11 protein-coding genes are annotated in these 11,848 nt (G+C 76.1%); 4 read left to right on the top strand and 7 right to left on the bottom strand.

Annotated features, from left to right (window positions below; genetic code table 11):
- The 3 genes from GTQ99_RS12670 to trpS all read right to left on the bottom strand — a co-directional run.
- Positions 1–1,099 (bottom strand): YhjD/YihY/BrkB family envelope integrity protein (locus tag GTQ99_RS12670; RefSeq protein WP_166616096.1); only part of this gene is annotated, 1,099 nt, incomplete at its 3' end.
- A gap of 16 nt (positions 1,100–1,115) precedes the next feature.
- Positions 1,116–1,613 (bottom strand): 2'-5' RNA ligase family protein, encoded by a 498-nt coding sequence (locus tag GTQ99_RS12665; RefSeq protein ID WP_338074956.1) that lies wholly within the window; start codon positions 1,611–1,613, stop codon positions 1,116–1,118.
- Positions 1,614–1,636: 23 nt separating this feature from the next.
- Positions 1,637–2,704: a tryptophan--tRNA ligase gene (gene trpS, locus GTQ99_RS12660; RefSeq protein WP_166616094.1), complete on the bottom strand. Its 1,068-nt coding sequence runs from the start codon at positions 2,702–2,704 to the stop codon at positions 1,637–1,639.
- 104 nt (positions 2,705–2,808) lie between these two features.
- Between trpS and GTQ99_RS12655 the strand changes: the two genes are divergently transcribed.
- The 4 genes from GTQ99_RS12655 to galK are packed head-to-tail and all read left to right on the top strand — an operon-like array spanning position 2,809 to position 8,029.
- Complete coding sequence (locus tag GTQ99_RS12655) at positions 2,809–4,866, top strand: beta-galactosidase (RefSeq protein ID WP_166616093.1); 2,058 nt, start codon at positions 2,809–2,811, stop codon at positions 4,864–4,866.
- Between the two features lie 3 nt (positions 4,867–4,869).
- Positions 4,870–5,661 carry a DeoR/GlpR family DNA-binding transcription regulator gene (locus GTQ99_RS12650; protein WP_166616098.1) on the top strand — a complete coding sequence of 264 codons (792 nt, stop codon included), beginning with the start codon at positions 4,870–4,872 and terminating at the stop codon, positions 5,659–5,661.
- Positions 5,658–6,800, top strand: coding sequence for a galactose-1-phosphate uridylyltransferase (gene galT, locus GTQ99_RS12645; protein WP_166616092.1), 1,143 nt, complete (start codon positions 5,658–5,660; stop codon positions 6,798–6,800). Before GTQ99_RS12650 ends, galT begins: the two co-directional genes overlap by 4 nt.
- Positions 6,797–8,029, top strand: coding sequence for a galactokinase (gene galK / locus GTQ99_RS12640; RefSeq protein ID WP_166616091.1), 1,233 nt, complete (start codon positions 6,797–6,799; stop codon positions 8,027–8,029). Before galT ends, galK begins: the two co-directional genes overlap by 4 nt.
- Before the next feature lie 88 nt (positions 8,030–8,117).
- On the opposite strand, the gene GTQ99_RS12635 is transcribed toward galK, so the two are convergent.
- From GTQ99_RS12635 to GTQ99_RS12620, 4 genes are read right to left on the bottom strand one after another with little or no spacing between them, the layout of a single operon-like run.
- Complete coding sequence (locus GTQ99_RS12635) at positions 8,118–8,855, bottom strand: ABC transporter permease subunit (RefSeq protein WP_166616090.1); 738 nt, start codon at positions 8,853–8,855, stop codon at positions 8,118–8,120.
- On the bottom strand, positions 8,852–9,820 hold the full coding sequence (locus GTQ99_RS12630) for an ATP-binding cassette domain-containing protein (protein ID WP_166616089.1): 969 nt from the start codon (positions 9,818–9,820) through the stop codon (positions 8,852–8,854). Before GTQ99_RS12630 ends, GTQ99_RS12635 begins: the two co-directional genes overlap by 4 nt.
- Positions 9,817–10,725, bottom strand: a complete 909-nt coding sequence (locus GTQ99_RS12625; RefSeq protein WP_166616088.1) for a hypothetical protein — start codon at positions 10,723–10,725, stop codon at positions 9,817–9,819. The genes GTQ99_RS12630 and GTQ99_RS12625 overlap by 4 nt, the downstream gene beginning before the upstream one ends.
- Positions 10,718–11,674, bottom strand: coding sequence for an ATP-binding cassette domain-containing protein (locus GTQ99_RS12620; protein WP_205707374.1), 957 nt, complete (start codon positions 11,672–11,674; stop codon positions 10,718–10,720). Before GTQ99_RS12620 ends, GTQ99_RS12625 begins: the two co-directional genes overlap by 8 nt.
- Between the last annotated feature and the right edge of the window lie 174 nt (positions 11,675–11,848).

The following is an 11,848-nucleotide window of genomic DNA, read 5'->3' as shown; positions in this document are numbered from 1 at the left end:
CTGCTGCGCCGCCCCGGCCGGCGCGGCGCAGCAGCGCCAGGGCGCCCGCACCGGTGGCCGCCGCCCCGAGCGCGAGCCCGGACAGGAACGGGCGCCCCGCGGTGCGGGGGCGCTGCTCGGGGCCGGGTTCGGGTCCCAGCGGCACGGCCAGCCGCGCCTGCGCCATGAGGTCCGGGTGCAGCGTGCCGGCGTCGTCGGCGCGGGTGGCCGCCCACGCGGCGGCCAGCAGGATGAGCCGGCCGATGAGGTTCATCAGCACGAGCAGCACCACGAGCGTCGCGGCCGCGCCGAGGAAGGCGTTGCCCTCGGCGCTGCGCCGGGCGAAGGAGGTGCCGAACTGCTTGAGCAGCCCCAGGCCGAGCCCGCCGAGCAGGGCCCCTTGCAGCAGGTCGTGCAGCGGCACGTCGGCGTTGGGCAGCACGCGGAAGACGAGCAGGAAGGTGCAGGTGTCGATGGCGAGGGCGACGAGGAAGCCGAGCACGGCCAGCAGCCAGCGCGACCAGGTGGACGGCTCGAAGCCCGTCGCGTCCAGCAGGTAGCCCCCGACGCCGTTGGTGGCGACGACCGCGGCGACCGACAGCCCGACGCCGAGGCCGACGACGAGCATCCCCAGCAGGTCGCGCAGCCGCACGAGCAGGAAGTTGCCGTCGCCCGGGTCGTCGCCGAAGACGGCGCGGATGCCCTGGCGCATGCCGTCCATCCAGCCCAGGCCGGTGAAGAGGAACGTCGCGATCGAGACCACGAAGGTCCAGGTGAGGGCGGAGCCGCGCAGGAAGTCGTCGATGTAGATGCCGGTGGCCGCCTCGCCGGCCGGGCCGGCGGGGCGGCTGCCCTGGTGCACCAGCCCGGGGGCGTACTGGTCGACGCCCTCGACGAGGTTGCGCACGACGTAGTCGCGCACCTGCGGCACGTCGTTCATGACGAACCCGAGCACCGTCAGCCCGACGGCGAGGGCGGGGAAGATGGAGAAGAAGGCGAAGTAGGCGATGCCACCGGCCAGCACGTTGCCGCGGGCGTCGCCGTAGCGCTGCCAGACGCGGGCGGGGAAGCTGCGCGTCACCGTCGTGATCGCGCTCTTGGCCTGCTCGACGGCGCTCACGCCCGGCCCGCACCCCTCACTGCTGGAAGACGAAGTCCTCCCGTGGCCGCCAGACGCCGTCGGCGCCGTGCTCGTAGAGGCTGAACCCCTTCACGGTGAAGGTCGCCTCCCAGTCGCGCAACACGAGCTCGGCGCGGTCGAGCGCGACCTCCTCGACGTCGTGGGCGACCGTGACGTGCGGGTGGTAGGGGAAGGCGATCTCGCGGCGCAGCGGGCCGGTGCGCACGGCGGCCTGCAGCAGCTCGCACTCGGAGATGCCGCGGGCCACCTGCACGAAGACGACGGGCGAGACGGGGCGGAAGGTCGCCGTGCCGCGCAGGACCACCTCGAAGGGCGCGCAGGCGGCCGCCGTCGTCTCCAGGTGCTCGCGGACGGCGTCGAGGTCGTCCAGGTGCAGCTGCGAGGGCGGCAGCAGCGTGATGTGCGGCGGCACCGCGTGGGCGAGCGGGTCGCCGAACCGGGCGCGCCAGGCCGTCAGCTCCGCGGCGTGCGGGGCGGGCACCGGGATGGACACGCCGATGGTGCGCACCCGGTCGTTCACGACCTGCGGCCCGCCCGGGCCCGGACCAGGCCGACGCGGTCGTAGACGGTGGCCAGGGTCTGCTCGGCGATCTCGTTCGCGCGCTCGGCGCCGCGGGCGAGGACCTCGTCGAGGGCTCCGGGGTCGGCGGTGAGCTCGGCGGCGCGGGCGCGCACCGGGGCCAGGGCGTCGGTGACGACCTCGGCGAGCTCCTTCTTGAGGTCGCCGTAGCCGCGGCCGGCGAAGTCCTCCTCCAGCTGGGCGAGGCTGCGCCCCGAGAGGGCGGAGTGGATCGAGAGCAGGTTGGACACGCCGGCCTTCCCGACCGGGTCGTAGCGCACCTCGCGGCCGGCGTCGGTGACGGCCGAGCGGATCTTCTTGGCGGTCACCCTCGGCTCGTCCATGACGTCGACGATCCCGGCCGGCGAGGAGGAGGACTTGCTCATCTTCGACCCCGGCTCCTGCAGGTCGTAGATCTTGGCCGTCTCCTTCAGGATGTACGGCTCGGGCACGGTGAAGGTCTCCCCGTAGCGGCCGTTGAAGCGCTGGGCGAGGTCGCGCGTCAGCTCCAGGTGCTGGCGCTGGTCCTCGCCGACGGGGACCTCGGCGGCCTGGTAGAGCAGGATGTCGGCCGCCATCAGGACGGGGTAGGTGAACAGCCCGACGGTCGTGCCCTCGGTGCCCTGCTTGGCGGACTTGTCCTTGAACTGGGTCATGCGGGCGGCCTCGCCGAAGCCGGTCAGGCAGGAGAGGACCCAGGCCAGCTCGGCGTGCGCGGGCACGTGGCTCTGCACGAACAGCGCCGAGCGCGCGGGGTCCACGCCGGCGGCGATGTACTGCGCGGCGGTGGCGCGGGTGCGCTCGCGCAGCGCGGCCGGGTCGGGGCCGACGGTGAGGGCGTGCAGGTCCACGACGCAGTACAGCGCCTCGTGGCTGTCCTGCAGCGCGACCCACTGCTTGAGCGCCCCGAGGTAGTTGCCGAGGTGCAGCGAGGAGGAGGTCGGCTGCATCCCCGACAGCAGGCGCGGCCTGCCGCCGGTGGTGGCGCGCTCTACCGTCGTCTCGGCCGCAGGCTGCTCGGGCATGCCCCCCATCCTGCCAGCCGCGGCGGGGTGGACGAGCGCGGGCTCCTGTCCGGTTGTGTGCGGTTCTGGTTGACGACGTTCAGCGGGGCGGGCATGCTTCCCGGGTGCGGCGGTGGAGCGACGTGCCGGGCGGCCCCGGTGAGCAGCGGTCCGGCCTGGTCTTCGGCGCGGACTACAACCCCGAGCAGTGGCCCGAGGAGGTCCGCGCCCAGGACGTGCGGCTCATGCGCGAGGCGGGCGTCAACCTCGTCTCGGTCGGCATCTTCGCCTGGGGGCTGCTGGAGCCCGAGCCCGGCCGCTTCGAGCTCGGCTGGCTCGACGACGTCCTGGACGACCTGCACGCCGGGGGCGTCGGCGTCTCGCTGGCGACCGCCACCGCCTCCCCGCCGGCCTGGCTCTCCCAGCGCTGGCCGGAGGTCCTGCCCGTCGACCACGAGGGCCGCCGCGTCGTCTTCGGCAGCCGGCAGAGCTGGTGCCCCAGCTCCCCCGTCTACCGCGAGCGCTCCCTGCAGCTGGTGGAGGCGCTCGCCTCCCGCTACGCCGAGCACCCCGCGCTGCGGCTGTGGCACGTGAGCAACGAGCTCGGCTGCCACAACGCCCGCTGCTACTGCGAGGTCAGCGCGGCCTCCTTCCGGCGCTGGCTGGCCGGGCGCCACGGCGACGTGCAGGCCCTCAACGCGGCCTGGGCGACGGCCTTCTGGAGCCAGCACTACACCTCCTTCGAGCAGGTGCAGGTCCCGGCGCTCTCCTCCTCCTTCCCCAACCCCGCCCACGCGCTGGACTTCGCGCGCTTCAGCTCCGACGAGCTGCTGGGCCAGCACCTGGCCGAGAAGGAGGTGCTGCGCCGGCTGACCCCCGAGGTCCCCGTCACGACGAACTTCATGGTCGGCTCGGACCTGGGGGCCGTGGACTACGGGCGCTGGGCCCGCGAGCAGGACGTCGTCTCCAACGACCACTACCTCGTGGCCTCCGGCCCCGGCGCCACCGAGGACCCGCGCGCCGAGCTCGCCTACGCCGCCGACCTCACCCGCGGCACCGCCGGCGGGCAGCCGTGGCTGCTCATGGAGCACTCCACCTCCGCGGTGAACTGGCAGCCGGTCAACGTGGCCAAGGGCCCCGGGCAGATGCTGGCCGACAGCCTGGCCCACGTCGCCCGCGGCGCCGACGGCGTCTGCTTCTTCCAGTGGCGCGCCTCCGCCGGCGGCGCCGAGCAGTGGCACTCCGCGCTCGTGCCGCACGCCGGGGAGGACTCCGAGCGCTTCCGCGAGGTCGTCGACCTCGGCGCGGTGCTGCACCGCCTCGGGGAGCTGGCGGGCTCGACCGTGCACGCCGACGTCGCCCTCCTCGTCGACTGGCAGAACGCCTGGGCGATGGAGTCGCCCACCCTGCCCTCGGCGCGCGTGCGCCACCGCGACCTCGGGCTGCGCGTGCACGGGCTGCTGCGGGCCGCGCAGACCGCCGCCGACGTCGTGCCCGTCGGCGCCCACCCCGACGACCTCGCCGCGACGCTGGCGCGCTACCGCGTCCTCGTCGTGCCCACGCTGTACCTGGCCGACGCGGGCACGGCCGGGGCCGTGCGGGCCGCGGCCGAGGCCGGCACCCACGTCCTGGTCACCTACTTCTCCGGCGTCGTCGACGAGCACCTGCGGGTGCGCCTGGGCGGCTACCCGGGCGCCTTCCGCGACCTGCTGGGGGTGCGCGTGGAGGAGTTCCACCCGCTGCTGGAGGGCGTCGCGAGCGAGCTGGACGACGGCTCGGTCGGCGACGTGTGGACCGAGCTGGCCGAGGCCGGCGAGGACGTGCAGGTGCTGGCCCGCTACGCCGACGGCGCCACCGCCGGCTGCCCCGCCCTGACCCGGCGCGAGCTGCCCTCCGGCGCCGCCGCCTGGTACCTGGGCACCTCCCCCGACGACGAGGCTCTCGCCGGGCTGCTGCGCGAGGTCTGCGAGGGCGCCGGGGTCGCACCCGTCGCCGAGGCCACCGGCCCGGTCGACCTCGTGCGCCGCCGCGCCGCCGACGGGCGCAGCTGGCTGTTCGCGCTCAACACCGGCGAGGAGCCCGCCGGGGTGCGCGTCAGCGGCCACGACCTCGTCGGCGACGAGGCCGTCGACGGCGCGCTGCACCTGGAGCCCGGCGCCGTCGCGGTCGTGCGGGAGGGCTGAGACCTGCTCGCCCACCAGCGCCACGGGGTGATCCTGGAGGCCGTCCGCGAGCACGGCGGCGTCCGCGTCGCCGACCTGGTCGAGCGCCTGGGCGTCTCGGAGATGACCGTGCGCCGCGACATCGGCGAGCTCTCGCGCCGCGGGCTGGTCGCCCGCGTGCACGGCGGGGCGGCCGCCGTCGGCGGGCGCTCCAGCGAGGAACCCGGCTTCGCCGCCAAGTCCGCGCTGCAGACCGGCGCCAAGCGCGCCATCGCCGCCGCCGCCGCCGAGCTCGTCGAACCCGGCGCCTCGGTCGCGCTGTCGGCGGGCACCACCACCGCGGAGGTGGCCCGCGCGCTGCGCGAGAAGCCCGGGCTGACCGTCGTCACGAACTCCCCGCGGGTGGCCGACCTGCTGCACGACCCCGCCGACCACGACCGCACCGTCGTCCTCACCGGCGGGGTCCGCACCCCCTCCGACGCCCTCGTCGGCCCCGTCGCGCAGGCCGGGCTGTCCGGCCTGCACGTCGACCTGCTGTTCCTGGGCGTGCACGGCTTCGACACCGCAGCGGGCCTGAGCACCCCGAACCTGTCCGAGGCCGAGACCGACCGGGCGCTCATGGCGGCCGCCGCGCGGGTGGTCGTCGTCGCCGACTCCTCCAAGTGGGGGGTCGTCGGCCTCATGTCGTTCGCCGGGCTCGACGCCGTCGACGTCCTGGTCACCGACCGCGGGCTGGACGCCGAGGCACACCCCGAGATCACCGGACTCGTCGGCGAGCTGGTGCTCGCCGGTCCCACCGATGGAGGAAGCGCATGACCGGGAACTCCCACGAGTTCCGCAGGACGTCCCTGCGGATGGCCGACGGGCGGGAGATCGTCTACTTCGACGACACCGAGCCCTGGCTGTCCGGCGGGCGCGTCCGCGACGCCGTCGACCACCGCCCGCTGCCGCCGGCCGACGAGCTGCTGCGCGGCGGCTCGCAGGTCCGCTTCGACCCGCTGACGGGCGACTGGGTCGCGATGGCCTCGCACCGCAACGACCGCACCCTCATGCCGCCGCCGGACCAGGACCCCCTGGCCCCCACGCTCCCCGGGGGCTTCCCCACCGAGATCGCCGACTCCAGCTACGACGTCGTCGCGTTCGAGAACCGCTTCCCCTCCTTCTCCAACCGCATCGGCGGCGAGGCCGGGTTCGTCGACGGCGAGGAGCTGTGGCCCACCCGGCCGGCCGCCGGCCGCTGCGAGGTCGTCTGCTTCAGCAGCGACACCCACGGCTCCTTCGGCACGCTGGACCCCCGCCGCGCCCGCACCGTGCTGGAGGCGTGGATCGACCGCACGCAGGCGCTGTCGGCGACCGAGGGCGTCGAGCAGGTGTTCGTCTTCGAGAACCGCGGCGAGGAGATCGGCGTCACCCTGCCGCACCCGCACGGGCAGATCTACGGCTACCCCTACCTGACCCCCAAGACGCGGACGATGCTGCGCCGGGCCCGCGAGCACCGCGAGGCCACGGGCCGCAACCTGTTCCGCGACGTGCTGGACGCCGAGCGGCGCTCCGGCGCCCGCGTCGTGCTGGAGACCGGGCACTTCACCGCCTACGTGCCGGCCGCCGCCCGCTGGCCCGTCGAGGTCCACCTGGCCCCGCACCGCGACGTGCCCGACCTGGCCTCGCTCGACGACGACGAGCGCGCGGACCTCGTGCGCGCCTACCTGGACCTGCTGGGCCGGCTGGACCGCTACTACCCCGACGACCACCCGCTGCCCTACATCGCCGGCTGGCACCAGGCGCCGGTGCGCGAGGGCCGCGAGGAGTTCCGGCTGCACCTGCAGGTGTTCAGCGTGCTGCGCGGCCCCTCGAAGGTGAAGTTCCTCGCCGGCTCGGAGTCGGCGATGGCGGCCTGGATCAACGACACCACGCCCGAGAAGGTGGCGGCACGACTGCGCGAGGTGGCCCCGTGAGCGCGACGACCACGACCCCGTTCTTCGAGGCTCCCGGGCGCGGCGCGACCGCGCAGGCGCTGGCGGAGCTGTTCACCACCACCCACGGCGGGCAGCCGGCCGGCGTGTGGTCGGCGCCCGGGCGGGTGAACCTCATCGGCGAGCACGTGGACTACACCGGCGGGCTCTGCCTGCCGCTGGCGCTGCCGCACCGCACGTTCGTCGCGCTGCGACCGCGCACCGACGGCCTGGTGCGGGTCCGCTCCGCGCAGGAGAGCGGTTCCGACGTCGAGGTCCGCCTGGCCGACGTCGGCCCGGGCGAACCCGCCGGCTGGGGCGCCTACGTCGCCGGCGTGCCGTGGGCGATGCTGCGGCAGGGTTTCACCGGCGAGGTCCTCACCGGCGGTTTCGACGCCCTCGTCGACGGGCACGTCCCGCTGGGCTCGGGGCTGTCCTCCTCCGCGGCGCTGGAGTGCGCCGTCGCCGTTGCCCTCGCCGAGCTCGCCGGAGCACCGCTGGACGACGCCGGCCGCGCCGCGCTGGCCGCGGCGTGCATGGCGGCGGAGAACGTCGTCGCGGGAGCGGCGACCGGCGGCATGGACCAGGCCGCGTCGCTGCGCTGCCGCGCCGGCGGCGGGATCCTGCTCGACACCCGCGACGACACCGTGCGCCAGGTGGCCCTGGACCTCGCCGGCGCCGGTCTGGCGCTGCTCGTCGTCGACACCCGCGCCGAGCACTCCCACGCGGGCGGGGAGTACGGCAAGCGCCGCGCCGACGTCGAGCGCGCGGCACGGCTGCTGGGCGTGCCCACCCTGCGCGAGGTCGACCCCGCGCAGCTGGAGACCGCGCTGGAGCGCGTGGGCGCGCAGGAGGACGGGCAGGTGCTGCGCCGGCGCGTGCGGCACGCAGTCACCGAGATCGACCGCGTGCGGCGCACCGCCGAGCTGCTGCAGGACGGGCGCGCCGGCGAGATCGGCCCGCTGCTCGACGCCTCCCACGAGTCGCTGCGCCACGACTACGAGGTCTCCTCCCCCGAGCTGGACCTCGCCGTCGAGACCGCCCGCGCGCACGGTGCGCTCGGCGCGCGCATGACGGGCGGCGGCTTCGGCGGCTCGGCCGTCGCGCTGCTGCCCGCCGGGCGGGTGCAGGCGGTCGCCGACGGGGTCGCCGCCGCCTTCGCCGACCGGCGGCTGCGGGCACCGCAGTTCCTGGCCGCGCTGCCCTCGGAGGGGGCCGCGCGGGACCGGTAGCACCCGGGGCGGCCTGCGCACCGCGCTCGGTGCACCCGCGACCGCGGGGCGCACCGAGGCGCAGGCCGCACCGGCCTGGCCGGCGCCCTCAGACGTCCATCCGCTGCAGCCGCCACGAGGCCAGCACCACCGAGACCACCGCCACCGCGGCGAGCACGAGCGCGGAGGTGCCCACCCCCGTCGCGGCGACCGTGCCCAGCGGGACGTCGCCCGGGATGGCCAGCGAGGCGACCCGGCGGCCGTAGGAGCCGATCGACAGCCCGCGCAGCGCGGGCGCCAGACCCGCCAGGAAGGTCTCCCACAGCACCACGTACGCCAGGCCCGCCAGCAGCCCGCGACGGGTCAGCAGCGACAGCAGCACGAACACCCCGCAGTAGGCCGCCGCCGTCAGCGCCGTCGCCAGCGCGATGCCGCCGACGACCCGGGCGGCGGGCTGCTGCACCGAGACCCCCAGCACCGCGCAGGCCACCGCGGCCGGCAGGCAGACGACGACCGTGGAGGTCCAGGCCGCCGCGGAGCGCGCCAGCACGACGTGCCAGCGGGGCCGGGCCACGGCCCGCAGCAGCGGCAGCGTGCCGGAGTCGCGCTCGTCGCCGAACGCCCCGATCCCCAGCACGAGCGCGACGATGGGGACGACCAGACCCGTGAGCAGGTTGCCGGTGAAGGTGTCCTGCACGCCGTAGCGGGCGGGCACGCTCGTGAGCGCGATGACGGCGACGACGACCGCGGCCACGACCAGCGGCAGCGCCGCGAAACCCGCCGTGCGCCCGCGGAAGAGGATGCCGCGCAGCGAGAACCCGAACAGCGAGGTGGACAGCGCGCTCACCGGCCCGCTCCCCTCGCCGCGCGCACCAGGTGCGCGAACGTGCTCTCCAGGTCCTCCCCGACGCCCTCCACCCGGCGCAGCGTCGCCCCGGTGCGCTGCGCCAGCCGCGGCACGGCCTCCGCGAGCGCCACCGCCCGCGGCGCCTCGACGAGGACGCCGCTGCGACCGGCCCCCTCCCGGCGCACCGAGGCCACGAGCCCCTCCGACAGCAGCGCCCCGGCCAGTTCCAGCACGCGTCCCCCCTCCAGCCGCACCGTGCGCGGGCGGTCCACCAGCAGTTCCCGGATGGCCGTGGGTTCCCCCTCGGCGACCAGCCGGCCGTTGACGACGACGAGCACCCGCTCGGCCATCCGCTCCACCTCGGCGAGCACGTGCGAGCTCACCAGCACCGTGCGCCCCTGCTCCCCGAGGCGGGCGAGCAGGTCGACGTCGGCGCGCCGCTGCGCGGGGTCCAGGCCGTTGAGGGGTTCGTCCAGCAGCAGCACCTGCGGGTCGTGCACGAGCGCCTGCGCGAGCTTCACCCGCTGGCGCATGCCCTTGGAGAAACCCCCGACGCGGCGGTCGGCGGCCTCGGTGAGCCCGACCGCCGCCAGGACCTCCGCGGCCGCCCGGGCCGGGGAGCGCACCCCGCGCTGGCGGGCCAGGAACTCCACCTGCGTGCGGGCGCTGGCGTGCGCCCAGGTGCCCTCGCCGTCGGCGACGATCCCCAGCACGCGGTGCACGGCCGGGTCGGCGTGCGGGTCCAGCCCCGCGACGCGGACGACGCCCTGGCTGGGGCGGGTGGCGCCCGCCAGCAGGGCCAGCGCCGTCGACTTGCCGGCGCCGTTGTGCCCGAGCAGGCCCGTGACGCCCGCGCCCAGCCGGACGCTGACGTCGGAGAGGGCGACGGTGTCGCCGAACCACTTGCTCACCCCGGTCAGCTCGACCGTCGTCCCCGCGGCGCCCGCGGTCACCGGGGCGCTCACCGGTCGCTCCCGCGCCCGTAGCGGGCGGCGAGCACGACGGTGCCGCCGACGACGACCACCGCCCACACCACCCAGGCCAGCGCACCGGGCCCGCTGATCGCCCCGTCGACGATCGAGGCGGCCAGCCGCACCGGCCCGCTGGAGGGGTCCAGCGCCAGCGGCCACTCGTCGCCGGTGACGACGGCGAGCACGCCCGCCAGCGCCGGGCCGACGAGGACGACGGCGAGGTAGCCGCCGACGGCGAAGACCCGCCGGGAGGTCAGCGACCCCACGGCCAGCCCCAGCGAGGTGTGGAAGAGCACGACGACCGCGGAGGCCAGCACGATGCGCGGCAGGTCCCCGGCGTGGTCGGCGGCCCAGGTGCCCGGCGCGTCGGCGGTGGCGATGGAGCCGACGAACAGCACGAGCATCGGCCCCAGCACGATGAGCGCCAGCAGCCACAGCGCCGCGAGCACCGAGCCGACGACGTACTCCAGCCACGACAGCGCGGTGGCGAAGTACAGCGACAGCACCCGGTCGCGGCGGTCGCGGGTGAGCATCGAGGGGATCGAGGTCGCCACGAAGGCCAGCAGCACCACGGAGTTCGTCGCCAGCAGCGCCGAGTAGCCGATGAGGTCGGTGGGCTGCACCTGCACCGCCGGCACCAGCAGCGGCACCGCCACGACGGCCAGCGCCGGCAGGTAGGCCACGGCCAGCAGCAGGAACGGCCAGACCTTCGCGCCGGCGCTGCGGCGCAGGCCCAGCGGCCGGCGCACGCTGGAGGTGACGAACGCCCCCACGGCCGAGCGCCGCGGGCGCAGCGCACCGCTGAAGCGCGAGTAGCGGATGTCGTGCAGCACCGCGCGCGGCGCCGTCCCGGCGGCCGCCGGGACCGCGCGCCCCTCGGCCACGCGTTCCTCAGCCACGGGTGCCTCCCATCGCGTCGACGACGACGTCCTCCAGCCCGCGCGCGGCGGGCACCAGCCGCGTCACGCCCGCGCCCAGCTCGGCGGCGAGGTCGCGCACCGCGTCCAGCGCGGCGTCCGGGCTGGCCGACAACCCGATGTCGCCGGCGGCGGTCGGGCTCAGCAGCACCCCCAGCGGCTCCACCCGCGGGGCCAGCGCCGCGGCGAACGCGACGGCGTCGGAGGTCACCCGCAGCTCGACCGCCCCCGAGGGGTCGTGGCCGACGGCGACGGGGCGCTGGGCGGCCAGCGTCCCCGAGCGCAGCACGACGACCTCGTCGCAGGTGCGCTCGATGTCGTCCAGGACGTGGGAGCTGGCCACGACGCGGATGCCCAGCTCGGTGGACAGCCGGCGCACGATGGCGAGCATCTCCTCGCGCCCGGCGGGGTCCAGGCCCGAGGTGGGCTCGTCCAGCAGCACGAGGTCGGGGCCGTGGACGATGGCCTGCGCGAGCTTGGTGCGCTGCTGCATGCCCAGCGAGTACGAGCCCACGGGGCGGCGGCGCTCCTCCTCCAGCCCCACGGCGAAGAGGACCTCGCTGGTGCGGCGCACGGCGTCGCGGCGGCCGAGGCCGCGCAGGCGCGCCAGGTGCACGCACACGTCCTGCGCGGACATGTCCGCCGGCAGGCAGGGGTGCTCGGGCATGAAGCCCACCCGCCGGCGCACCTCGGCGCGCTCGTGCACGACGTCCAGGCCCAGGACGCTCACCGCGCCGCCCTGGGGCCGCACCAGGCCGAGGGCGGCGCGCAGCAGCGTGGACTTGCCGGCGCCGTTCGCGCCGAGCAGTCCGGTGGCCCCGGCCGCCATCGTCACGTCGAGGCGGTCGAGGGCCTGCACGGCGGACGTGCCCGCGCCGAAGCGCACGCTGACGTCGCGGCAGGCGATCCCTGGCGGGTCGAGGGTGCTCACGCGCCCATCCGAGCACCTGCGGGGGCCGCGCGGCGTCCATCCTCCGTCGCGGTCCTGTGCGACCTCCGGGGAGGATCCGTGCGCGCGGCCCCCTCAGCCCGCCGAGGCCCACCCCGGCGCGGCGCCCAGCCCCAGGCGGTGGCGGGCGGCCTCCTCCGAGGGGCTGTACGGCCC

It is taken from the genome of Kineococcus vitellinus, from assembly GCF_009906315.1.
In the GTDB taxonomy this organism is placed as follows: Bacteria; Actinomycetota; Actinomycetes; order Actinomycetales; family Kineococcaceae; genus Kineococcus; species Kineococcus vitellinus.
Note: the sequence above shows the minus strand (reverse complement) of the source record. Positions and strands in the feature narration are given on the sequence as shown.

Bases quoted from the DNA above. Each gene is read 5' to 3' on its own strand.
- trpS (WP_166616094.1), bottom strand. From the start codon at position 2,704: ATGCCCGAGCAGCCTGCGGCCGAGACGACGGTAGAGCGCGCCACCACC.
- galT (WP_166616092.1), top strand. From the start codon at position 5,658: ATGACCGGGAACTCCCACGAGTTCCGCAGGACGTCCCTGCGGATGGCC.